This window comes from Flavobacterium pisciphilum (genome assembly GCF_020905345.1).
GTDB classification, from domain to species: domain Bacteria; phylum Bacteroidota; class Bacteroidia; order Flavobacteriales; family Flavobacteriaceae; genus Flavobacterium; species Flavobacterium pisciphilum.
Genome location: NZ_JAJJMO010000001.1, coordinates 5,225,099 through 5,247,385 on the forward strand (window position 1 = coordinate 5,225,099; position 22,287 = coordinate 5,247,385).

22 protein-coding genes are annotated in these 22,287 nt (G+C 33.1%); 12 read left to right on the plus strand and 10 right to left on the minus strand.

Features of this window, described 5'->3' with window-relative positions; all coding sequences use genetic code 11:
* Nucleotides 1-16: 16 nt before the first annotated feature.
* A complete protein-coding gene (locus LNQ49_RS22325; RefSeq protein ID WP_229991148.1) occupies nucleotides 17-385 on the plus strand; it encodes a hypothetical protein in 369 nt (122 codons plus the stop codon).
* Between the two features lie 33 nt (nucleotides 386-418).
* On the opposite strand, the gene LNQ49_RS22330 is transcribed toward LNQ49_RS22325, so the two are convergent.
* A complete protein-coding gene (locus LNQ49_RS22330; protein ID WP_229991149.1) occupies nucleotides 419-916 on the minus strand; it encodes a GNAT family N-acetyltransferase in 498 nt (165 codons plus the stop codon).
* A gap of 127 nt (nucleotides 917-1,043) precedes the next feature.
* Nucleotides 1,044-2,213 carry a thioredoxin family protein gene (locus LNQ49_RS22335; protein WP_229991150.1) on the minus strand — a complete coding sequence of 390 codons (1,170 nt, stop codon included), beginning with the start codon at nucleotides 2,211-2,213 and terminating at the stop codon, nucleotides 1,044-1,046.
* 134 nt (nucleotides 2,214-2,347) lie between these two features.
* On the opposite strand from LNQ49_RS22335, the gene menD reads away from it, so the two are divergent.
* Both menD and LNQ49_RS22345 read left to right on the plus strand, forming a co-directional pair.
* On the plus strand, nucleotides 2,348-4,009 hold the full coding sequence (gene menD, locus LNQ49_RS22340) for a 2-succinyl-5-enolpyruvyl-6-hydroxy-3-cyclohexene-1-carboxylic-acid synthase (RefSeq protein WP_229991151.1): 1,662 nt from the start codon (nucleotides 2,348-2,350) through the stop codon (nucleotides 4,007-4,009).
* A 93-nt stretch (nucleotides 4,010-4,102) separates the two neighbouring features.
* The gene (locus tag LNQ49_RS22345; protein WP_229991152.1) at nucleotides 4,103-4,444 is read left to right on the plus strand and encodes a DUF2853 family protein; all 342 of its coding nucleotides are present in this window, start codon (nucleotides 4,103-4,105) and stop codon (nucleotides 4,442-4,444) included.
* A gap of 63 nt (nucleotides 4,445-4,507) precedes the next feature.
* On the opposite strand, the gene LNQ49_RS22350 is transcribed toward LNQ49_RS22345, so the two are convergent.
* The gene (locus LNQ49_RS22350) at nucleotides 4,508-5,857 is read right to left on the minus strand and encodes a M20/M25/M40 family metallo-hydrolase (protein ID WP_229991153.1); all 1,350 of its coding nucleotides are present in this window, start codon (nucleotides 5,855-5,857) and stop codon (nucleotides 4,508-4,510) included.
* 165 nt (nucleotides 5,858-6,022) lie between these two features.
* Here LNQ49_RS22350 and LNQ49_RS22355 point away from each other — a divergent pair, with 165 nt between their 5' ends.
* The 6 genes from LNQ49_RS22355 (at nucleotide 6,023) to LNQ49_RS22380 (ending at nucleotide 12,791) form a co-directional block, all read left to right on the plus strand.
* On the plus strand, nucleotides 6,023-6,877 hold the full coding sequence (locus LNQ49_RS22355; RefSeq protein WP_229991154.1) for a CvfB family protein: 855 nt from the start codon (nucleotides 6,023-6,025) through the stop codon (nucleotides 6,875-6,877).
* A gap of 721 nt (nucleotides 6,878-7,598) precedes the next feature.
* Nucleotides 7,599-8,432 (plus strand): 1,4-dihydroxy-2-naphthoyl-CoA synthase, encoded by an 834-nt coding sequence (locus LNQ49_RS22360; RefSeq protein ID WP_229991155.1) that lies wholly within the window; start codon nucleotides 7,599-7,601, stop codon nucleotides 8,430-8,432.
* A gap of 165 nt (nucleotides 8,433-8,597) precedes the next feature.
* The gene (menA, locus tag LNQ49_RS22365) at nucleotides 8,598-9,560 is read left to right on the plus strand and encodes a 1,4-dihydroxy-2-naphthoate octaprenyltransferase (RefSeq protein WP_229991156.1); all 963 of its coding nucleotides are present in this window, start codon (nucleotides 8,598-8,600) and stop codon (nucleotides 9,558-9,560) included.
* 28 nt (nucleotides 9,561-9,588) lie between these two features.
* Nucleotides 9,589-10,266 (plus strand): metal-dependent hydrolase, encoded by a 678-nt coding sequence (locus LNQ49_RS22370; protein WP_229991157.1) that lies wholly within the window; start codon nucleotides 9,589-9,591, stop codon nucleotides 10,264-10,266.
* Nucleotides 10,267-10,440: 174 nt separating this feature from the next.
* A complete protein-coding gene (locus tag LNQ49_RS22375) occupies nucleotides 10,441-11,643 on the plus strand; it encodes a tetratricopeptide repeat protein (protein WP_229991158.1) in 1,203 nt (400 codons plus the stop codon).
* A 104-nt stretch (nucleotides 11,644-11,747) separates the two neighbouring features.
* Entirely contained in the window at nucleotides 11,748-12,791 is a 1,044-nt protein-coding gene (locus tag LNQ49_RS22380) for an o-succinylbenzoate synthase (protein ID WP_229991159.1), read from the plus strand.
* A 125-nt stretch (nucleotides 12,792-12,916) separates the two neighbouring features.
* On the opposite strand, the gene LNQ49_RS22385 is transcribed toward LNQ49_RS22380, so the two are convergent.
* Together LNQ49_RS22385 and LNQ49_RS22390 are read right to left on the minus strand one after the other, a co-directional pair.
* Complete coding sequence (locus LNQ49_RS22385; protein WP_229991160.1) at nucleotides 12,917-13,468, minus strand: hypothetical protein; 552 nt, start codon at nucleotides 13,466-13,468, stop codon at nucleotides 12,917-12,919.
* Nucleotides 13,469-13,489: 21 nt separating this feature from the next.
* The gene (locus LNQ49_RS22390) at nucleotides 13,490-14,320 is read right to left on the minus strand and encodes an OmpA family protein (protein WP_229991161.1); all 831 of its coding nucleotides are present in this window, start codon (nucleotides 14,318-14,320) and stop codon (nucleotides 13,490-13,492) included.
* Nucleotides 14,321-14,637: 317 nt separating this feature from the next.
* Here LNQ49_RS22390 and LNQ49_RS22395 point away from each other — a divergent pair, with 317 nt between their 5' ends.
* Together LNQ49_RS22395 and LNQ49_RS22400 are read left to right on the plus strand one after the other, a co-directional pair.
* Nucleotides 14,638-15,114 carry a CYTH domain-containing protein gene (locus LNQ49_RS22395; RefSeq protein WP_229991364.1) on the plus strand — a complete coding sequence of 159 codons (477 nt, stop codon included), beginning with the start codon at nucleotides 14,638-14,640 and terminating at the stop codon, nucleotides 15,112-15,114.
* A 5-nt stretch (nucleotides 15,115-15,119) separates the two neighbouring features.
* Nucleotides 15,120-16,091 carry a YpdA family putative bacillithiol disulfide reductase gene (locus LNQ49_RS22400; protein WP_229991162.1) on the plus strand — a complete coding sequence of 324 codons (972 nt, stop codon included), beginning with the start codon at nucleotides 15,120-15,122 and terminating at the stop codon, nucleotides 16,089-16,091.
* Nucleotides 16,092-16,093: 2 nt separating this feature from the next.
* Here LNQ49_RS22400 and LNQ49_RS22405 read toward each other — a convergent pair whose 3' ends face one another.
* Together LNQ49_RS22405 and msrA are read right to left on the minus strand one after the other, a co-directional pair.
* Complete coding sequence (locus tag LNQ49_RS22405; protein ID WP_229991163.1) at nucleotides 16,094-17,665, minus strand: protein adenylyltransferase SelO; 1,572 nt, start codon at nucleotides 17,663-17,665, stop codon at nucleotides 16,094-16,096.
* 35 nt (nucleotides 17,666-17,700) lie between these two features.
* On the minus strand, nucleotides 17,701-18,231 hold the full coding sequence (gene msrA, locus LNQ49_RS22410) for a peptide-methionine (S)-S-oxide reductase MsrA (protein ID WP_229991164.1): 531 nt from the start codon (nucleotides 18,229-18,231) through the stop codon (nucleotides 17,701-17,703).
* A gap of 225 nt (nucleotides 18,232-18,456) precedes the next feature.
* Between msrA and LNQ49_RS22415 the strand changes: the two genes are divergently transcribed.
* Nucleotides 18,457-19,944 carry an aminotransferase class V-fold PLP-dependent enzyme gene (locus LNQ49_RS22415; RefSeq protein ID WP_229991165.1) on the plus strand — a complete coding sequence of 496 codons (1,488 nt, stop codon included), beginning with the start codon at nucleotides 18,457-18,459 and terminating at the stop codon, nucleotides 19,942-19,944.
* A gap of 834 nt (nucleotides 19,945-20,778) precedes the next feature.
* Here LNQ49_RS22415 and LNQ49_RS22420 read toward each other — a convergent pair.
* Genes LNQ49_RS22420 through LNQ49_RS22430 form a run of 3 tightly spaced genes read right to left on the minus strand, consistent with a single transcriptional unit; the run spans nucleotide 20,779 to nucleotide 22,283 of the window.
* Nucleotides 20,779-21,228: a DinB family protein gene (locus LNQ49_RS22420; RefSeq protein ID WP_229991166.1), complete on the minus strand. Its 450-nt coding sequence runs from the start codon at nucleotides 21,226-21,228 to the stop codon at nucleotides 20,779-20,781.
* A 2-nt stretch (nucleotides 21,229-21,230) separates the two neighbouring features.
* Nucleotides 21,231-21,698, minus strand: a complete 468-nt coding sequence (locus tag LNQ49_RS22425) for a nuclear transport factor 2 family protein (protein WP_229991167.1) — start codon at nucleotides 21,696-21,698, stop codon at nucleotides 21,231-21,233.
* A gap of 60 nt (nucleotides 21,699-21,758) precedes the next feature.
* A complete protein-coding gene (locus tag LNQ49_RS22430; protein WP_229991168.1) occupies nucleotides 21,759-22,283 on the minus strand; it encodes a hypothetical protein in 525 nt (174 codons plus the stop codon).
* Between the last annotated feature and the right edge of the window lie 4 nt (nucleotides 22,284-22,287).

Consider the following 22,287-nt stretch of genomic DNA (forward strand, 5'->3'; position numbering starts at 1 on the left):
TGAAAAATAAAATAAAATGGTGACAAAAGAGGTATTAGTATATGATAATCAACATGGTTTTTCCAGATTCTTAAAGAAACAATTTGGAAAGGAGATTAACTTTAGAGTTTACAAAAAGTTCAGTTCAGAAGATACTTTTGATAATATACAAGACGAATATTCATTTATTTTTTTCATCGTTTATTCAGGAGAGGATCTATTTGATTTTATTAAATTACAAAGAAAAGGAGTGCCTATCGTAGTTTGTAGTTTTAATAAAGAGGTACTGTCTAAGTTTAAAGATATTAAAGACATTAGCTTATTAGATATTTCGGCATCACGTGAAGAATTAATAAATAATTTCCAAATGGCGCTTTATACATATTCAGAAACGCATCCTGATTAGCATTCTAAAAAGGAGATTTTAAAAAATAGATTCTTATTTCAGTGTCAATTGCATGAAAACCAAATCAAGCCAGTGATCAAATTTATATCCAACTTCACGAATAGTTCCAGTTGTTACAAAACCAAATTTTTCATGAAAAGCAATACTTCCTGCATTATCTGCATCAATCGCACCAATCATAACATGATACCCTTGCTCTTTGGCCAAGCGAATTAATTCAGTCAATAATTTAGAACCAATGCCTTTACCAATTATATTCTCAGTTACATAAACAGAATGTTCTACCGTGTATTGATATCCAATTTTTTCTCTAAATGGACCATAACTACCAAAGCCTATAACTTTACCATCCAGTTCAGCTACAATAACAGGTAAGTTTTTGGTGTTTTTATCTTCAAACCATTTTTTTTGAACTTCAATAGTTTGGGTTTCATAGCTATAATTAGCAGTAGTATGCAAAATAGAGTAGTTAACAATGTCAAGAATTTTATCTAAATCGTGAGAAGTTGCTGGTCGAATTGTAACAGACATAATGTATTTTTATTGTTAATGGATTGTTGAGTATAATTTTCGAAGAAAAAAAATAAAACAACAACTGCTGTTTCTATGTGCTAAAAACTGTTTCTACGAATTACACACAAAGAGGTTAATAGTTAGTTTATTTAAGTTCAGCCAAGAGAGCATCAGCATCTTTCGAGTCCCAACCCATTTCTTCACAGATAGTTTTTGCTTTTTTTGCATAGACTAAAGCTGATTTTTTATCTTTAATTTTAATATAAAGTCGTGATAATAATAAGTTCCCGTCGTAGGCATCATTTATCTCTAAAGAACGTTTTACCCATTCGATTGATTTTTTTAAGCTTTCTACATCAGTAATATTTTTTAGATAAACCTGTCCAATTTCTTTTAAGGCACTTGGAGTATTCCATACATATTTTTGAGTTCCATCTAAGGCAGTTTTATTATAATACTTCCAATTAGTACTTCTTTCAGCAATTGTTAAATCATAAGAAAAAATAAGAGAGTCTGTTTTTTGGAGACGAATTGATTTAGCAATTTCTCTTTGTTTATAGTAATTAACGGTATCTAAACTTTCGGTGTAAGGACGTAGTAATTCAGTTACTATATTGATTATTTTTTTCTCTACACGATCAGGAGAAGCAACATTTCCAAATTCTTTTTGGTGCTGTAATACATATTGGAATTCATGCGATTTGATATCACTTACACCATTAGCAATAATACGCCAGTTCATTTCGGTAAGTAATTGCGAGTCAGATTGTGTAGCAAGGTAAGTGTGGGTAGCTTTGGATAAATCAACTCTTTCACGACCTTTTCTCAATGTATTTAAATAAGCCAAGCATTTGTTAGCATTACTAGGGTCTGCCAAAAACTGTTTTTCAAGATAAGGCAATTGCATTTTAGGATTTAAAGCATTTTTAATTTCATTTAAAAATTCAGCAGCTTTTATTTCACCTTTCAAATTATATAATATAGTTTCGTTAGAATCAACAATTATAAAACTAGGTAATGATTTGGTGTCAAATTTGGTTTTTAGTGCAAGCCCCTCTGGCTTATCAATATCTTTCCAGACACAAACATAGTTACTTTCTAAAAAAGTCATTACTGTAGCATCTTGAAAAGTACTATTCTTCATTACATTACAATGAGGGCACCAAGTAGCAAATAACATAACGAAGACAGGTTTGTTTTCTTGTTTTGCCTTTACTAAAGCATCTTTATAGCTAATATCATCGTGAACAAATTGATTTTGAGCATTTCCGGCATGTATAAAAAGTATAAGTAGGGATAGATAAATAAAACGCATAATCTTTCAGTTTTTATTAAAGATAATTTTTACAAATATATTTCCTTTTTCTATAATTAAATGGTAATATATCGTTATTTATACCCTAAATCATATCTGAACTCATTAACTTTGTGTTTTATAATTTCGAAAAAATGATTTACCCCAAAATACCACTTGCACAGAGTATCATTCAAATTTGTTTAGAAAAAGGAATAACCAACATTATTATATCTCCCGGGTCACGAAATGCCCCTTTAACCATAGGATTTGTTAGTAACCCTGCATTTCAGTGTTACAGTATTGCTGATGAAAGATGTGCTGCATTTTTTGCATTAGGAATCGCTCAACAAACCCAAGAACCAACAGCCTTAGTTTGTACTTCGGGTTCGGCATTATTAAATTATTATCCCGCTTTTGCAGAAGCATTTTATAGTCAGATTCCACTAATTGTAATCTCAGCTGATCGTCCGCAAAGCAAAATAGACATAGGCGATGGGCAAACCATCCGTCAGGAAAATGTATATATAAATCATTCTCTGTATAATGCGAATTTGCATGAAGATGTTTCGCTAGAAAATGACAAGAAAATAAATGAAGCAATAGATACAGCCAGAGCACAAAAAGGGCCTGTACACATTAATGCTCCATTCGAAGAACCTTTGTATGAAACGGTATCAGAACTTACAGTAACGCCAATAATTAATACTTACGTAAAAGAAAACCAGTCAGAAGCAATAGCTGATTTAGCAACCATGCTTGCAGATTGGAACAAATCGACTCGTAAGATGGTGCTTGTGGGAGTAAATGAGCCTAATAGTATTAGTCAAGAAATAATTGAAAGATTAGCCAATGATGAGTCAGTTGTTGTTTTAACAGAAACAACATCTAATTTGCATCATTCTAGTTTTGTAAATAGTATAGACACATTAATTACACCGTTTACACCAGCTGATTTTGAAGATTTTCAACCAGAAATTTTAGTCACTTTTGGAGGAATGATAGTTTCTAAACGAATCAAGGCATTTTTAAGAAAGTACAAGCCAAAGCAACATTGGCATATAGATACGCTAAGAGCGTATGATACATTTGGAGCTTCACCCAATCATATAAAAACAAAACCAAGCGATTTCTTTGAAACTTTCTTGTCTCAAACAGAATCTATCAAAAGTGATTATTTTTCAAAAATTGAAAAAATTAATGCTTTAAGAAAAGTAAAAGCGCAAGAATACTTAACTAAAATTCCGTTTTCAGACTTTAAAGTCTTCGAAAAAGTAATTGAATCATTGCCTAAAAATAGTCAGTTGCAAATAAGTAATAGTTCAGCTATTCGATATGCACAATTAATTGATATAGATTCGTCAATAGATGTTTTCTGTAATAGAGGTACAAGTGGTATCGATGGTAGTACATCGACAGCTATAGGAGCTGCAGTAGGTAATTTGAAGCCAGCAGTTTTCATCACAGGAGATATTAGTTTTTTGTATGACAGTAATGCTTTATGGAATAGCTACATTCCGAATAATTTTAAAATTATAATTGTAAATAATGGTGGTGGAGGAATCTTCCGCATTTTGCCAGGGCATCAAGAGCAACCAGTTTTTAATACTTTCTTTGAAACATCTCATCATTTAACTGCCGAATATATGGCAGGAATGTTCAAAATGAATTATATAAAAGCCAATGATGAAAGCTCATTACAATTGGGATTACAATCATTATATGAGGTAAATAATGCTCCAGCTATTTTGGAAATTTTTACACCAACAATAGAAAACGATAAAATATTGCTACAGTTTTTTAAAGAATTAGTATGAGTTTATTTTTGTCTTAAATAAAATACAATGTATAGAATAAAAGCTTAAATTTGAGAGTGTGAACAATTATTAATCAACTATTAAATTTTATTTATGAGTGCAAGAGACGAATTAATTGTAAAATATGCTGCTGATTTAAAAGACAAATGTGGCGTAACTCCAGATATGGATTTATTGACAAAAGTAACTATTGGTTGCGGGCCGTCAATATATAATGCAGATGCAGCAACAGTTGCAGGAACGCAAAAAACAGAATTAGATACAGTGAAGAATAATTTCTTAATTAAGAAATTAGGTTTACCAGACACACCAGCTTTAGACGCTGGAATAGATGCTGTACTAGAAAAATATGGACGCTCAAACAAGAACAAATATAGAGCAGTTGTGTATTATTTATTGACAAAACACTTTAAGAAAGAAAGTGTTTATAAATAGTATTTCATTGTAAAATAATAAAAGCGCCTTTTAGGCGCTTTTTTAATGAAAAATAGTAAAATCTTATCGTATAGGAATAGGGAAAACGGCTAAGCTAGAATGCCCTAGAGAGTCTACAGCCTGTACTGCAAAGAAAAAATTATCTTTAGAATAAGGAAGTTCTATTTTTGTGTCATTAGTAAAAAAAGTTTTTTCCCAATGCGAGGATGCTGTTTCACGCATCAAAACTTGATACCCATATACTTTTTTATCTTCAGCAGGATTCCATGACAATGTAGATGAATTAGAGAGTGATTTTACTTCAATACCTACATTAATAGGAGCTTTGGGAGACCAAGCTAAGTTTGATAAGGTAGCCAAGTTAGAACAGGTAATTTTTCTTAAATATTCAAAATCCATAAACTCAGGAAGATCACCATATTTTATATTGTTTTCAGTTCTTAAATCTTGGTGTTGGTGATTGAAGTTTTCGTTCATTTCACAAAAGCGTACTGCAGTAAAACCATTTTGGCTAAATGGTGTATGATCGCCACCACGTAAAAAACGATCATTTCTGTAAATAAGATTAATGCTCAATTGATCAACATATTGATTTGTAACAGTTTTAATATATCTCGCAAATTGTCTAGACGGACTGTCATTGTCTTTGTTTGTGGCTTTTCGGATTTTGGCTTCATCTTCCGTTTCCAGATAAGGAATAGTTTCGCTAAAAACCCTAACCTGAGTATTATCACGAAGGTTTGTACCACTGGATAAGCTGTTTCCAATCATATCATTATTTATCATGGCAATAATATTCCATTTAGATTCTTTGGCTAATTCAGCAAGATGTCTAGCGCCATAAAGTCCTTGTTCTTCGCCTGTAACAGCTACAAAAATGATTGTACAAGGAAAAGATCTTTTGCTCATGATTTTGGCTATTTCCATCATTGCAGCAACTCCAGAACCGTCATCGTTTGCGCCAGGAGCATCATCTTTGATATTCATAACATCAGATACACGTGAATCCAGATGTCCACTAATGATAAGCACACGATTATCAGTAGGGTCGGTTCCTTTTAGAGTAGCCATAACATTCCCTAGTTCGCTGTCTTTTAGGATTCGCTTTCCATCAGCTTTTACAGTAAAGTAATCAATAGTAGCGGTTAGTCTTCCGTTAGATTCTAATGCATATTTATCAAATTCAGATTTCACCCATTTTTGAGCAGCACCAATTCCTCGTGTTTTACTTTTGGTGTCACTCAAAGTGTGTCTGGTTCCAAAAGAAACCAATTTTACAACGGTATTTTCAAGATTTTCGGCTTTAACCTCAGTAATCATTTTTCTTATTTCAGGGTCATCATTGGTTTGGGAATGAATAAATGGGGAGAAAAATAGAAAGGTAAGGGCATAGATAAGGATTTGTGGTTTCATTTGTTTGGAGTTGGTTAATATAATTTCAAATTTAATTAAAAAAGAAAACTATTAGAAGACATAACGTTAAGAATCCTTAATAAATACTTTTCGATGGTAGATTCAAACTTCGTACCTTTGCAACTTAGAAACTTGCTTAGATAGCAATACAGAACATTAAAGAAGATGATTGAAATAGGAAAATACAATACACTAACTATATTACGTGATACTAAAGTAGGATTGTTTTTGGGAAACCCAGAAAAAGATCCAGAAGGAATACACGACATACTTTTACCAAATAAATACGTTCCAAATGAATTTGAAATAGGCGAGGAGCTTATTGTTTTTGTTTATTTAGACCATGAAGAGCGACCAGTTGCTACAACATTACAACCTTATATTTTACTAAATGAGTTTGCTCTTTTACGTGTAAACTATATTAATCAAATAGGGGCTTTTATGGACTGGGGTATGGAAAAAGACATACTTGTTCCGTATAAAGAACAGGCGCGACCTATGGAAAAAGGAAAGCGTTATTTGGTATATTTATATATGGATGAAAAAACCAATCGTTTGGTGGCTTCAAGTAAAACAAACCAATTCTTGAACAATGATAATCTAACGGTTGAAAATGGAGAAGAGGTAGATTTAATTGTTTCGCATATTACCGAAATAGGAATCAATGTAATCATCAATGAAAAACATAAAGGATTGTTGTATAAAGATGAGGTTTATGATGATGCTATTCGTACAGGAGACCGTATGCGTGGTTACATTAAAAACATCCGACCTGACAATAAAATAGATGTTTCATTGCAAGTGCAAGGATATCAAAGTATCGAGCCAAACGCTGAAAAAATCATGGATGAATTAAGAGCAAGTCGTGGATTTTTAAGGCTTACGGATAATTCGCATCCAGAAGATATTAAAACAGTGCTTAAAATGAGTAAAAAAACCTTTAAGAAGGCAATTGGTGCGCTGTACAAAGAGAAACTAATTGAGATCAAAGAAGACGGAATTTACTTAGTTAAAGAGTAATAGAATAAGAAAGGCTAATCATTGTGATTAGCCTTTCTCTTTTTATTCTAGTTTTAAAAAAAATTGTAATTAAAAAAAACAAAAATAAAAATAAATCTACTTTCATCACGAAAAGTGAATAGAACCACACAATATGTAAATACTGTACTTAACCTGTTTGCGTGTGATTTACTACTTTTTCAGATGGGTTTGTCTGGAAATAGGGATAACAAATACGTATATGCTAAAATCAATTTCACGGCAGAACCTTTGGTTTATTTTTTTATATTTTTAAAGATGATTAAGCAATAATAAGTACTCGTCTGTAGAGCTGTTTAATGCATCTTCCTTGTTAACCGTAGGTGTTACTTTCTCTCTTTTGCAATTTCAACAAATGCTATTCTTATTTGCTCGTTGCCTAAAGTTTTTAAATTCAAAACCATAGAAAAATGAGCGACAAATTTTTTAAATTTTCTCAAAAAATCATTTTTTAGGTTAATAAATCAGTGAAAGAAAATCAATCTAAAATGCGTACTTTGAAAAGTGTACTACATTGATTAATAGGTTGTAAAGATAAAAAATAAAAGTTTTAATACACTATAAATAAATATAGTTTTTTGTTTTAAAACAAGTTTTAACATTTGAGCAAAAATATTTTAAGAACGACTTCATTAAAAATGTATAGTCTAAAGTGTAAAAAATGATTTATTTTTACACTATAATTAATTAAAAATAGCATCTAATGGATTGGATTACTGCCAGAGAATTTGAAGATATAACCTATAAGAAATGTAATGGAGTTGCAAGAATAGCCTTTAATAGACCTAATGTACGCAACGCATTCCGACCAAAAACAACATCCGAATTATACCAAGCATTTTATGATGCACAAGAAGATACTTCGATTGGAGTAGTTTTATTATCTGCCGAAGGACCTTCGACTAAAGATGGAGTGTATTCTTTTTGTAGTGGAGGAGATCAAAACGCAAGAGGACATCAAGGATATATAGGAGAAGATGGACAACATCGTTTAAATATTCTAGAAGTACAACGATTAATTCGTTTTATGCCAAAAGTGGTTATAGCTGTAGTTCCAGGATGGGCAGTTGGTGGAGGACATAGTTTGCATGTAGTTTGCGATATGACGTTAGCGAGTAAAGAACACGCAATTTTCAAGCAAACAGATGCTGATGTTACCAGTTTTGATGGAGGATATGGTTCTGCATATTTGGCTAAAATGGTTGGACAGAAAAAAGCACGTGAAATTTTCTTCTTAGGACGCAATTACTCAGCTCAAGAAGCAATGGATATGGGAATGGTAAATGCAGTAATTCCTCATGATGAATTAGAAGACACAGCTTATGAGTGGGCGCAAGAAATATTGCAAAAATCACCTACATCTATAAAAATGTTGAAATTTGCTATGAACCTTACAGATGATGGTATGGTTGGACAACAGGTTTTTGCAGGAGAAGCTACTCGTTTGGCTTATATGACCGAAGAAGCAAAAGAAGGTAGAAATGCTTTCCTAGAGAAAAGAAAGCCTAATTTTGGCGAAAACAAATGGTTACCATAATTAAAGTTTCAAGTTTTTATTTGTGTCAAGTTTCAAGTTTATTGCTTGTAAACAGAAACTAAAATAACAAAACGGAAACTAAAATTTTTTAATTAAAAATAGTTCCAAATTTCAGATCAAGAACTTGTAACCTGAAACTTGAAACAAACAAAACATCAAAACAGAATGAAACATTGGATTGAAGCCGCTAGATTAAGAACATTACCTTTATCAGTTTCAGGGATTATCGTCGGTAGTATGTATGCTTTGGCAAATCCCACAGAAAACGTTTATACGCCTACAGAAGTTTTTAATTGGAAAATTTTTGGTTTTGCACTTTTAACAACGCTAGGGTTACAGGTTTTATCCAATTTTGCCAATGATTATGGCGATGGAGTAAAAGGAACTGATAATGAAGATAGAATAGGGCCTAAACGTGCCATTCAAAGTGGGGTAATAACGCCACAAGCCATGAAAAAGGCTATAATTATTACTGCAATATTAACTTTATTGTCAGCAATAACATTGATTTATTTTGCTTTTGGCGAAACAAACTTTGTGTATTCAATCTTTTTCTTGTTGTTAGGAATTGCAGCTATTGTTTCAGCAATTCGTTATACAGTAGGAAACTCAGCTTATGGATACAAAGGATTTGGAGATCTGTTTGTATTTGTATTCTTTGGTTTAGTAAGTACGTTAGGAGTAAACTTTTTATATTCAAAAGAAGTAGATCCGCTTTTAATCTTACCAGCAGTAGCAATAGGATTATTGAGTGTTGGGGTTTTAAACCTTAACAACATGCGTGACGAAGCCTCAGATAAAAAATCGGGCAAGAATACAATTGTTGTAAAAATGGGAGGTCAAGCAGCAAAAAAATACCATTACTTCTTAATCATAACCGCAATGGTTTCGGTAGTTGTATTTGCTATTTTAAGCGATTATAATTTTGACCAATACTTGTTTTTATTGGCATACATACCTTTAACTAAGCATTTAATTGTAGTTTCTAAAAACAAAGAGCCAAAGCTGTTAGATCCAGAATTAAAAAGAGTAGCACTAAGCACATTTTTACTATCAGTATTATTGACTTTGTGTATGATTTCATTAATATCAGACATTATCGTTAATCTCTTCATGGGCGGAAGATAAATATGTTAAACTTAAAATTTGTATCAATATGAAAATCACATTTTACGGTCATGCGTCATTAGGAATCGAAGTTGGAGGAAAACATGTTTTGGTAGATCCTTTTATTTCAGGTAATCCATTGGCATCACATATCGATAGTAGTACATTAAAAGCAGATTATATTTTACTAACGCATGCACATGGTGATCATATTTTAGATGCCGAAGCAATTGCCAAACGTACTGGAGCAGTAATTGTTTCAAATGCCGAAATTGCAGGTTATTTTGCTCAAAGAGAGTTGAATAGTCATCCCATGAATCACGGAGGAAGCTGGCAATTTGACTTCGGAAAAGTAAAATACGTAAATGCTATACATTCAAGTTCATTTCCTGACGGTAGTAACGGTGGGAACCCAGGAGGGTTTGTAATCGAAGGCGAACATAAAAATATCTATATCGCAGGAGACACTGCCCTTACAATGGATATGAAGTTAATTCCGATGCGTACAAAGCTAGATTTAGCTATTTTGCCAATAGGAGATAACTTTACCATGGATGTTGAAGATGCAATTATAGCTTCAGATTTTATCGAATGTGATAAAATTCTAGGTTATCATTTTGACACATTTGGGTATATTAAAATCAATCATGAAGAAGCAATTAAGAAGTTTTTTGATAAAGGAAAAGACTTAATGCTTCTTGATATCGGAGATTTTATCGAATTATAAATGGAATAGTATTTGTTATCCTAAGTTAACCGAAGGATTAGAAGCTATTTACTTCGTAAGTTTATTTCATATATGTTCAATCATATACTATATCTTTTCCTAGCTTTTTATTAGTTAGGAAAAGAATATAGCCACTGTTAGAGCCAAAAAATACATACATATTCAATCAAGAAAATGAAATCTAGAAAGCTAGTTTTAGTACTTTTAATAAGCTCATTTTATTCAGCTTTTGCTCAAAAAGATGGATACTGGGATAAAGAACGATCAACCACCAAAGAAATTATCGTTCCAGCCCGCGACAGAGTCGTCATTTCAACCGAAGACCTACCATTAGGGACAACCGAAGTAGTTTACAGAATCACTCTATTAGATGAAAACCAACAATTAACAAGTAGTTTGGTGTCGGTATTAAAATCGATTCCAGACCCTACGGGAATTAGTCAGGGGTCAGCAGGAGCAGTATTCTTAATGTCTAAAATATCAGGCGATGATAAGTGTACGTATGCACTTTTTACTGATCAAGCAACAGCAAAAAGCTATGTGCAAAGCGGTAAAACAGATAAAGCATGTTATGCGCAAGGAGAACCAGTAAGTAAAGATGCAAAACGGTTATCCTCAGATAAATTAAGTTGTTTGCAGCCTAATGCAAATACAATTTGGTTTGGATTTGAAAGCAAGAATTGGCTTTTAAAACAAAAAATAGTACTAGAAGTGGTGCCGTGGGTAGATGTGAAATTAAGCCGTGGTTGGAATCAAGAGAATAAGAAAGAAATTATCAGTCAATGCAAAACCTCGAATTTGGCACAGAAAATGGCAAATTCAGATGATTTTTGCGTTTGTATTCTCGAAAAAATCCAAAAACAATATCGCTATACAGAGTTTGATAAACTATTGGCAATGGAAAAAATCAAAGCCTATAAAGACTATGGAAGCACGTGTTACAGCGATACCAACATTTCAAAAAACATTTATAGTGATTTAAGAAATCAAGCCACTAAATTGATTAAAAGTCAGAAGTATGGCGAAGCAATAGCTTTACTCAATACAATAATTGCAGATAAAAAAGCAACAGCACTAGATTATAGTTCGATAGGGTATTGTTATATCGTAACCAAACAATATGAGAAAGCAATAAAGTTTTTAAAAGAAGGCGAGAAACTAGACGAAACGGAGCTACAGCTGAAACTTAATTTAGCGCATGCGTATTTGGCAAATGATAATTATAAAGAAGCAAAAGCGATTTATAAAAAATACCAAACACAAAATGTAACCGATAGTTTAAGTTGGATTCAAAAGATAAAACTAGATTTTGCTATTTTTAAGAAAGCCAATTTACCTTCAGAGAACTTCGAAAGAGTTTTAGCTCTTTTTAATTAATTGTTTTACCATTCATAAGTTATGTAAGTAAATATAAGTTGTTGCATTAAGACTATTTATAGAAACTTACATAACTTATATGTTTAATAAAAAAACAAATCGCATTGAAAGCCACTTATCATAAATACACACTCAATTTCAAACGCCCATCGGGGACTTCACGAGGGATAATGAATGAAAAAGAAACTTGGTTTATTATAATAGAAGAAAATAATAAAAAAGGCATAGGAGAGTGTGGTATTCTTAGAGGATTAAGCGCAGATGATCGCGATGATTACGAAGAAAAACTACAATGGACGTGTGATAACATACATCTTGGTGAAACAGAGCTTTGGGAGGCTTTATTGGCATTTCCATCGATACAGTTTGGTGTAGAAATGGCTTTCCGATCTTTGCATAGTGAAACCCCTTTTTTGTTATTCCCTTCAGGTTTTACTACAGGAAAAGAATCGATAGAAATAAATGGTTTAGTTTGGATGGGAGAACCTGAGTTTATGAAGCAGCAAATAGAAGAGAAACTAGCTGCAGGTTTTCGCTGTATAAAGCTTAAAATAGGCGCTATTGATTTTGATAAAGAACTTGAATTATTAGCGTTTATTCGCAGTCATTTTAGTCCAGAACAAGTTGAAATACGAGTAGATGCTAATGGAGCTTTTAGTTTAGATTCAGCTTTAGACAAGTTGTTGCAACTTAATAAATATAAATTACATAGCATAGAACAGCCAATAAAGCAAAATAATATTCAAGCTATGGTAGATTTATGTCAAACGACTCCATTTCCTATAGCACTAGACGAAGAGTTAATAGGAGTATTTTCTCTGCAAGAAAAAGAAGAATTGTTACAACAGATAAAGCCACAATATATTATTTTAAAGCCTAGCTTTATAGGTGGTTTTCGAGGCACACAAGAATGGATTACACTAGCTGATAAGTACAATATAGGTTGGTGGATAACATCGGCACTAGAGAGCAATGTTGGTCTTAACGCAATTGCACAATGGACTTTTTTACAAAACAGTACCATGCCACAAGGATTAGGCACAGGAGCATTGTATACTAATAATTTTGATTGTCCGCTAGAAGTTACTCAAGGGCAATTATGGTATAACCCAGATTTAAATTGGGAAATGGATTTTGATTCTCTTTAATCAATTAGTTATAAATCAAAAACATTTTATAAAGAGAGTAAGAAGATAATTAGCCTATGTAATGGTGAAATAAGAAATAAAAAAACTGGCTTAATAGCCAGTTTTTTAAGTTTAGGGATTGAAAATTATTCTTTTCCACCATCTAAGGCATCTTGCCATTCTTTTAATTCTTGCCATTTTCCTTCGTAAGCCAACTTAGCTTGTCTAGCCCAAGTTCCAGGATTATGAATCGCATAATTTTCACCAGCTTCATCTAAGATAGCTTGCGATTTAGATGTTGGTGTTTCAGATAAAGCAAACCATGTTTTGATTCCAGCTTTATGGTATAGTTCTTCAATTTTAGGACCAATTCCTTCAATTATTTTTAAATCGTCTTTCTTTATTTTTTTACCAAGCACAGTGGCAGCCAATGCAGCATCAAAGGCAATTTCTGGAGCAGTTTTGCCCACAAATGATTGTGCAGATGCCGAAGCGTTTAATTTAGCAGCTAAATCGGCTTCCAAAGAAGCTATTTTAGTGTTTAAGTTCTTCGTGTTTGCTCTGCAAGCGTCTAAATCTGCTTGTAATGAAAGTAAATCAGAATCATTTCCTTTCGAAGCCATTTTTCCTATTAAGTAACCTAAAATTCCACAGATTAACCCAACAAGTGCTGGTATTAAGATACAAGGTATATTCATAATGTTATTTTTTTGGATTAATTATTTTATTGTGACTACAGTTCTACGATTGTTTGCTTTACCATCGGCAGTTGAATTATCGCCTACAGGTTCATCAGGTCCTTTAGATTGGGTTTCAATTTTGCCACTATCAATACCATTTTTAGATAAATAGTTTTTAGTAAAATCAGCACGTTTTTGACCTAAAACAACATTTGACTCCCGTTTTCCAACATTATCAGAATGCCCAACAACTAGTAAGGTACCATCATTTACATGAAGAATGTAATACGTGATATCTTTAATTTTCTGACGTTCTGCATCATTTAGATTATTATTAGACTTGTTGGTATTAAAATGAAGAACTAAAGGATCAGCATTTATTTTGGCTTTTAAAGCAGCAAAATCTTCACCATCAGTCTTAGTCGCAACAGAATCTGTTAAGGTGTTTATTTGAAATGAAACAGGACCTAAAAGCGTATCTGCATTTGTTTTCCAACTATCAATGATCTCTCCTTTGGTGTCAAAATTTCCAGCAGGTAAACCTTTTGATACAAAATAATTTTTAACATCATTTGCCCTCGCTAATCCTAGATTAGGATAGGTTGTAGTGTTTTTTTCCTCAGTAGTGGCGTATCCAGTAATAGTAACCTTTTGTTTAGGTTTGCCATCCAAAAACATTTTTAGTTTTTCAATGCCAATGGTAACAGAGTCCTTTACTGGTAAGATAACCGAAGCACTGTTCTTCAGGAATTTGATATTGTCGCTACTGCGGTAGTCAATACCATCACCATTAATTACAAAAGGAACAATCTCCGTGACGGTTTCTTTTACAATAACTACTTTTTCGATATTGTCTGCAGGTTCTTTCATACAGCAATTGCAGCAGAATTTTAAATACAAAAATGTACCTAAAATAATTGTGACTACAATGCCTAATAGATAAAGTGTTTTTTTAGACATAATATTTATGAGTTAAATTCTCTCAAATTTAACAAAAAAATAAATGCAAAACATTACTAATCAGTTATTTTAATATTATTGCTACGATTATTTGACCTTTATGTTTAAGAAAGAACATGCTTTTTTAAGAGCAAATAATTTAAGAAGTACCAAATGGAATTACAAAATCTTGATTTATGAATTAATTAAAATGAGTAACTTGCTAACTGAATTTAGTTATGGAAAAGATGGTTGAAATAGAAAGAAAGTTTTTGGTTAAATCGACCGATTTTAAAGAGCAAGCCTACGCTCAAAATCGGATTGCGCAAGGTTATTTATGTTCAGAACCAAAACGTACAGTACGCATTCGTATAAAAGGGGAAAAAGGATATATCACAATAAAAGGAATAGGGAGTGAGAGTGGAATGTCGCGATTTGAATGGGAAAATGAAATTCCGCTAGAAGAAGCACAGGAATTATTAAAATTATGCGAAAAAGGTAAAATTGAGAAAACCAGATTCGAAATAAAATCAGGAAACCATGTTTTTGAAGTAGATGAATTTTACGGAGAAAACGAAGGATTGATAATTGCCGAAATAGAGCTTCAATCAGAAACAGATACATTTGATAAGCCAGATTGGTTGGGAGAAGAAGTAACCAATGACCCAAGGTATTACAATGCTTATCTAAGTAAAAATCCATTTTCAGAATGGAAAAATAAATAGTATTTATGGCAGTTGAACAATACGATTTGATAATTGTGGGAGGTGGACCAATAGGTTTGGCTTGTGCAATCGAAGCACAAAAGAAAAAATTAAAGTATTTGATTATAGAAAAAGGAGCAATTGTAAATAGTATTTTCAATTATCCACTGTATATGACATTCTTTTCTACAGCCGAAAGACTTGAAATAGGAGATATACCCTTTAATTGTCTTGCTCCAAAGCCAGGACGACAAGAAGCATTAGAGTACTATCGCAATATTCATCGTTATTTTAATTTTAGAATTCACTTATTCGAAAAGGTGATGCAAGTTATCAAACAAGAAAACTCTCTTTTTAAAATAACGACCAATAAAGGGTTGTATGAAGCTAAGCATGTTGTTATTGCAACGGGCTTTTATGATATTCCAATCCACATGGATGTAAAAGGGGAAGAGTTGCCACAGGTACGTCATTATTATAAAGAGGCGCATGAATACGCTTTTAGAAATGTTGTGGTGGTTGGCGCAAACAATTCATCAGTTGATGCAGCTTTAGAATGTTGGCGAAAAGGAGCCAATGTGACAATGGTAATTCGCAAAAGCGAAATAAACAACCGTGTGAAATATTGGGTAAAACCAGACATAGAGAATAGAATAGCCGAAGGAAGTATAAAAGCTTATTTTGAGTCAAATATTACCGAAATCAGAGAAGATGAGGTAGTAATTGATACTCCAAACGGAAAAGTAACTCTTGAAAATGATTTTGTTTTGGCGCTTACGGGCTATAAACCAGATTTGACATTTCTGGAGAAAATGGGAATTGAATTGTCAGATGACAAAAGAAGAGTACCAACATACAATCCCGAAACAATGGAAACCAATGTTGCAGGATTGTTTTTGGCAGGTGTTGTTTGTGGCGGAATGGAAACTCATAAATGGTTTATAGAGAATTCACGTGTTCATGCCAACTTGATATTGGATTGTATTTCTTCTAAATAATTTTAAGAACTGCAAGAAAGCATAGAACAGCCTACTTTGTCTCTTGCCCAATCAGGTCGTTTAGCAAACCATTTTTCATATTCAGGTTGCTCATCATAAGGTTTTTTAAGTAATTGATGCAACTCATCTACTAGTGAGTAATCGCCTTTATCGGCTGCATCAATGCTTAATTGTGCCATATAGTTGCGTAATACGTACTTCGGATTTACTTTGTTTAGATTTACTGCTCGTTCATCGTCAGAGATTTTTTCAGAGCCCAAACGCTTTAAATAATCTGAGAACCATTGTAGCCAAGTGTTTAAAACAGAACTTTTAATTTCTTCAGGTTTATAAAAAGCATCTTGAATGCATGCAAATGCTTGTTCAGCAGATTCTTCTTTTTTGATTTTATTTAAGTTTCTAAAAAAGAGAGTCATATCAGTTTCAGACAATTGCAAATTAGCCTCTAAATCCGAAATGATTTTAGTATCAGCTTCTTTAGGAGTTGAAATTCCCAGTTTGTTAAGCATCATTTCTTTATATTCCTCATCATATAAATCAGAGAAAGATTCTAAAATGCTTTCTAATCCTTCAGCCTCATTAATCAAAGGATACAACGCATTTGCTAATTGAAATAAGTTCCATTTTGCAACATTTGCTTGATTACCATAACGGTATCTTTTATGTTGTCTGTCGGTTGTATTAGGCGTCCAGTTAGGATCGTAATCTTCTAGCCATCCATAAGGACCAAAATCGATTGTTAGTCCATGAATCGACATATTATCAGTATTCATTACACCATGAACAAAGCCTACACGTTGCCAGTCAAGAATCATCTTTCGAGTTTTATCGGCAACGGCTTTAAAAAACTGGATGTAGGTCTTTTTATCATCCTCTTCTTTTATCTCAGGATAATAATACTTGATAGTGTAATCAGCAAAAGATTTCAGGTTTTTAAGCTCATTTCTTGCTGTTAACATCTCGAAGCTTCCAAAACGTATAAACGATGGCGCTACACGGCATACAATAGCTCCTTTTTCATAAGCAGGATTGCCATCATACAACATATCACGCAATACTTCATCACCAGATAATAACAAAGCAAGGGAGCGTGTGGTTGGAGCCCCTAAGTAAAACATGGCTTCGCTACATAAATGCTCACGAATAGAAGAACGCAATACAGCCAATCCGTCAGCAGTTCTGGAATAAGGTGTTTTTCCAGCTCCTTTTAGCTGTAAAGTGTAAAATTGGTCGTTGTGCTCTACCTCGGTCAAATTTATAGCTCTACCGTCGCCTAATTGTCCTGCCCAGTTTCCAAATTGATGCCCTGCATAACACATGGCATAAGGATGGGTATTGGGTAATACTTCTTTCCCAGAAAAAACATTCAAGAATGATTCAGATTGAATATCTCCAGGCAAAAGCCCGATTAACTCAGCGACTGCTTCAGAAGCGTGGATTAATTTTGGTTCAGAAGGAATTCGTGGGTTAACATAAGAAAAACAAGTGTTTAAAACCTGCCTTGTTTCATTCGTGTTTAGTGGGTCCTCAGGAAGCTCGGCTGTAAACCGATTATGTATATTTAATTTTTTCATTTTATTCAATTTCAATAACAGTAATTCGTGCTTGCTTATGCGAGTTTATCGGCATACATTTTTCTTAATTTTTGCACTTTGGGGTCAATTACCATTCGGCAATAACCAGCTTCCTGATTATTGTTGTAATAATTTTGATGATCTTCTTCGGCTTCGTAAAATACTTCAAAAGGCTTTAACTCGGTTACGATAGGATCAGCGTAATAAGGCTGTACTGCTTCAAGTACTTGTTCTGCGATTGCTTTTTGCTCATCATCATGATATAAAATAACTGAACGATACTGTGTCCCTTTGTCAGCTCCTTGTTGATTCAAAGTCGTAGGGTCATGACTTGTCATAAAAATAGCTATTAAGTCCTGATAGGGAATAATTTCAGGATCGAAAGTTACTTGAACGACCTCGGCATGTCCTGTTCTTCCGGTGCAAACCTCACGATAAGCAGGGTTTTTTATATGACCATCAGCATAGCCTGATTTTATTGATACAATGCCTTTTAAACGTTGAATAACTGCTTCAATACACCAGAAACAGCCTCCTCCAAAAGTTGCTATAGATACGTTTTTCATGTATATAATTTTAAAATAATTATTGTTCTTTAATTGATAAAGAGTAGAAAATTTTAATCTTTTCACCCCAAATTTAATTCTAATATGTAGCTTTTGCTAAAAAGATGCCTGCTAAAGAGGTATTTAATTATAAATAAAGGAAATTGTATTATAGTTTTAACTTCAGTATTAACAAATTCACAATTATATAAAAAATATATACCTTTGGCATCAAATCAGTTTATAATGAATATCAAAAACAATACCACGGCTTTAGAAGCTTATTTCCAAGATTTTCGCAAAAATATTATTGGAATCGATCAGGAATTTACCTCTCCTTATGGTAAAAAACAGATAATTTATACCGACTGGACTGCAAGCGGACGTTTGTATAGACCAATTGAAGAGAAAATTATAAACCAATTTGGACCTTTTGTCGCAAATACGCACACAGAAACAACTGTGTCAGGTACTGCCATGACAAAAGCGTACCATCATGCCAGAAATATTATTAAACGTCATGTCAATGCCAACCAAGATGATATTTTAATTACTGATGGAACAGGAATGACAGGTGTTGTTAATAAATTTCAACGTATTTTAGGCTTAAAAGTTCCTGAGAACTTAAAAGACTTCACAGCAATTCCTGCAGATAAAAAACCAGTTGTTTTTATCTCACATATGGAACACCACTCAAACCAAACTAGTTGGTTGGAGACTATTGCTGATGTTGAGATTATTCCAGCTTGCGAAAAAGGACTTTTTAGCCTTGAAAAATTAGAGATTTTATTAGATAAATATAAAGACAGAGCTTATAAAATAGCTTCAATCACTTCTTGTTCAAACGTTACAGGAATAAAAACACCATACTATGAGGCTGCTAAATTAATGCACCAACATAATGGGGTTTGTTTTGTGGATTTTGCTTGCTCAGGTCCTTATGTGAAAATAAATATGCACCCAGAAGATCCAGAGGCCTATTTGGACGCGATTTTCTTTTCTCCACATAAATTTTTAGGAGGCCCAGGAACATCAGGAGTTTTAATTTTTAATAAAAAATTATATAAGAACATGATTCCAGATTGCCCAGGAGGAGGAACCGTAAGTTGGACAAATCCTTGGGGTGAGCATAAATACATCGATAATATCGAAGATCGTGAAGATGGTGGAACTCCAGGCTTTTTACAAGTAATCAAAACTGCTTTGGCAATCGAGCTAAAAGAGCAAATGGGAGTTGATAATATGTTGCAACGTGAACATGAAATCGTAGATTTTGTTTTCAATGAATTGAACGACATTTCGAATATTAAAATCTTAGCAGCACAACATCAGGAGCGTTTAGGTGTAATTTCATTTTTTATCGAAGATTTGCATTTTAATCTAGGAGTAAAAATATTGAATGATAGATTCGGTATTCAAACTAGAGGAGGTTGTAGTTGTGCAGGTACCTACGGGCACTTTTTATTGCATGTTGATCAAGAAACTTCTAATAAACTGATAAACGAAATCACTATTGGAGATTTAATACGCAAACCGGGTTGGATAAGAATGTCAATTCATCCAACAACAACTAGCGAAGAAATTGCTTTTGTTTGTAATAGTATTAAAGAACTAGCTCAAAATCACAAAACATGGGCTTTAGATTATGAGTATAATAAAGAAACCAACGAATTTATTCATGAAAATGTAAATTCATTCGAAGACGAATTAGTCGCAGGTTGGTTTGCTTCATAAAACAAAAAATGGCTTCTTAATTTTTAAGAAGCCATTTTTTATATATACTGCCTGAAGTTTTGTTATTTTCCAATGAGTACATTGTATTCTTTTGGTATGGCTACTCCTTTGCGTTTGGTGTTTCAGGTTTCAAGTTTTCAGATTAAAATAAACCTTCGCGAACTTTACAGTTAATATAAAGCGTGCTCAAAATTTTTAGTATTCTTTTGTTGTTCATCGCAAAATAACTCCAATATAGCTCTCCAATCTTGTCTTTCTGAGGAACGAAGAAACCCCGTATGTCGCTCTTCATACTATGTCGAGTTGCTTTATGAGACCTTTCCTTCGTCAAGGTGACAAGATTGTAGATAATAAATCCGTGTGTTAAGAAAGTTTGCAGTCTCAATATTCAGTTTAAAATAAACCTTTGCATCCCTTGCGGTTAGTGTTCAGTGTTTAGTCGCTGCTTCAAGTTTTCAGTATTCAGTCTCAGTATTCAGTTTAAAATAAATCTTTGCATCCCTTGCGGTTAGTGTTCAGTGTTTAGTCGCAGTTTCAAGTTTTTAGTACTCAGTCTCAGTATTCAGTTTAAAATAAACCTTTGCGTCCTTGCGGTTAGTGTTCAGTGTTTAGTCGCAGTTTCAAGTTTTCAGTACTCAGTCTCAGCATTCAGTTTAAAATAAACCTTTGCATCCCTTGCGGTTAGTGTTCAGCGTTTAGTCGCTGTTTCAAGTTTTCAGTACTCAGTCTCAGTATTCAGTTTAAAATAAACCTTTGCGTTCCTTGCGTTAGTGTTCAGTGTTTAGTTGTAGTTTCAAGTTTTAACTGTAAACCGAGACCGCAACTGCAAACTGATTAAATATCCAATAACCGTCGGTGATAGTTTATTTGACCTAAATGATAAGCAAGATGAGTGGTTAGATGAGTTAAAATAAATCCTGTTGAATCTTTACCTTCAAAAACGATAATTGGAAATTCGTGTTCCAGTTGGTCTTCAGATAAATTACTCAAAGTGGTATCGATAACAATAATAGTTTCGTCAATTTTGGTAATTAATTCAGTTCTCGGGATGTTTTTTAATGAAAATTCCAATTCTCGATGTCTGATATATCCAGAACTACCCAATGCGGCTCCAATATAGGTGTTTAAATTACCAATTAAGTGTAAACATAGATTTCCTGCCGAATTTAAAATTTGTTCGTCTACAGTCCAAATTTTAGCTTCATTTTGATAGGATTGAATTTCGAGTTTTAATTTATTGAGATCACGATTAAAGAGCATTCTCAATGTCTCGCAATGTGCCATTATTATTTAGTTTGATATTTATGTAGAGAAGATAAGGCTTGTTCCTGTATTTTTTTCTGAAAAAAACCTGTCCAGCCTAATAAATAACCTGTAATGCCAAATGCTTGCTTGGACCATTTCCAAACATCAAAAGTATCAGTGTGCTTGATGATTAATCCATCTTGAAATTGAAATTCAGCAAAAATACGGTTCACAACTTTTCTATTTGTTTTGCTAAAATTATAAGTAGCAACCCAATGGGCAGAGCCTACAAAGTCATCAGCTTTAACATCTGAGAATTCTATTTTTATGTTCCCTTTGCTTTTTTTAAGAAGCATCTCCCACATTTTAGAAACCTGATCCTCTTTTAGTAAGCCAAAAGCTGGATCACGAAATTGTACTTTCGGATGGTAACATTCGCTCATCTTGGCTGCGTCAGTATTGGCAAATGCAGTATAGAATTTCGTAATGGTGGCTTCGTTTGCTGTCATTTTGAATGTGAATTAGAGTATAAAAGTACAGAATTATTGATTTCTTACTGAGAAATAAACTTACAAAATCTGAATTTCTGCAGCGGTATTAAAACTATTTTTTGATTTATCAAATTTGGTAGCATAGTAAGACTTCTTGTTAACCGCTGTAAAATTGCCAATTTGACTACTAAATTTATTCGTAGTTCCTGATATATTAAATCGGATAGATTGTATGTCAGTTTTCTTTAGTTTATTCATTTCAATAGTCGAAAGATTGAAATAAGTTGCCGTTTTATTCTCGGCTGCTTCAGTATTCTTTTTATCGATACAGACAATAATAGTGTTATCTGTTAAGTAGATATAAGTAGTGCCGGTAATTTGTAATTTAGGATCAGTTGTTGCCACACTAATTTTTAAAAGCCCTCCAGTTTCAGTTTTTGCAATTTGAATATTGGCTTCGCCAGATAAAGCATAATTTTCGCAGATAAAATCCCAAGCCGGTGTGGCTGGATATGTTTTTCCTTTAAAACTAAGCGACTCCTGAGCATTAACCAAAATAGATAAGAAAAAAAAGGATAAAATCAGTAGTGTTTTATGATTCATAGTG

Bases quoted from the DNA above. Each gene is read 5' to 3' on its own strand.
- LNQ49_RS22325 (WP_229991148.1), top strand. From the start codon at position 17: ATGGTGACAAAAGAGGTATTAGTATATGATAATCAACATGGTTTTTCC.
- LNQ49_RS22330 (WP_229991149.1), bottom strand. From the start codon at position 916: ATGTCTGTTACAATTCGACCAGCAACTTCTCACGATTTAGATAAAATT.
- LNQ49_RS22335 (WP_229991150.1), bottom strand. From the start codon at position 2,213: ATGCGTTTTATTTATCTATCCCTACTTATACTTTTTATACATGCCGGA.
- menD (WP_229991151.1), top strand. From the start codon at position 2,348: ATGATTTACCCCAAAATACCACTTGCACAGAGTATCATTCAAATTTGT.
- LNQ49_RS22345 (WP_229991152.1), top strand. From the start codon at position 4,103: ATGAGTGCAAGAGACGAATTAATTGTAAAATATGCTGCTGATTTAAAA.
- LNQ49_RS22350 (WP_229991153.1), bottom strand. From the start codon at position 5,857: ATGAAACCACAAATCCTTATCTATGCCCTTACCTTTCTATTTTTCTCC.
- LNQ49_RS22355 (WP_229991154.1), top strand. From the start codon at position 6,023: ATGATTGAAATAGGAAAATACAATACACTAACTATATTACGTGATACT.
- LNQ49_RS22360 (WP_229991155.1), top strand. From the start codon at position 7,599: ATGGATTGGATTACTGCCAGAGAATTTGAAGATATAACCTATAAGAAA.
- menA (WP_229991156.1), top strand. From the start codon at position 8,598: ATGAAACATTGGATTGAAGCCGCTAGATTAAGAACATTACCTTTATCA.
- LNQ49_RS22370 (WP_229991157.1), top strand. From the start codon at position 9,589: ATGAAAATCACATTTTACGGTCATGCGTCATTAGGAATCGAAGTTGGA.
- LNQ49_RS22375 (WP_229991158.1), top strand. From the start codon at position 10,441: ATGAAATCTAGAAAGCTAGTTTTAGTACTTTTAATAAGCTCATTTTAT.
- LNQ49_RS22385 (WP_229991160.1), bottom strand. From the start codon at position 13,468: ATGAATATACCTTGTATCTTAATACCAGCACTTGTTGGGTTAATCTGT.
- LNQ49_RS22390 (WP_229991161.1), bottom strand. From the start codon at position 14,320: ATGAAAGAACCTGCAGACAATATCGAAAAAGTAGTTATTGTAAAAGAA.
- LNQ49_RS22395 (WP_229991364.1), top strand. From the start codon at position 14,638: ATGGTTGAAATAGAAAGAAAGTTTTTGGTTAAATCGACCGATTTTAAA.
- LNQ49_RS22400 (WP_229991162.1), top strand. From the start codon at position 15,120: ATGGCAGTTGAACAATACGATTTGATAATTGTGGGAGGTGGACCAATA.
- LNQ49_RS22405 (WP_229991163.1), bottom strand. From the start codon at position 17,665: ATGAAAAAATTAAATATACATAATCGGTTTACAGCCGAGCTTCCTGAG.
- msrA (WP_229991164.1), bottom strand. From the start codon at position 18,231: ATGAAAAACGTATCTATAGCAACTTTTGGAGGAGGCTGTTTCTGGTGT.
- LNQ49_RS22415 (WP_229991165.1), top strand. From the start codon at position 18,457: ATGAATATCAAAAACAATACCACGGCTTTAGAAGCTTATTTCCAAGAT.
- LNQ49_RS22420 (WP_229991166.1), bottom strand. From the start codon at position 21,228: ATGGCACATTGCGAGACATTGAGAATGCTCTTTAATCGTGATCTCAAT.
- LNQ49_RS22425 (WP_229991167.1), bottom strand. From the start codon at position 21,698: ATGACAGCAAACGAAGCCACCATTACGAAATTCTATACTGCATTTGCC.
- LNQ49_RS22430 (WP_229991168.1), bottom strand. From the start codon at position 22,283: ATGAATCATAAAACACTACTGATTTTATCCTTTTTTTTCTTATCTATT.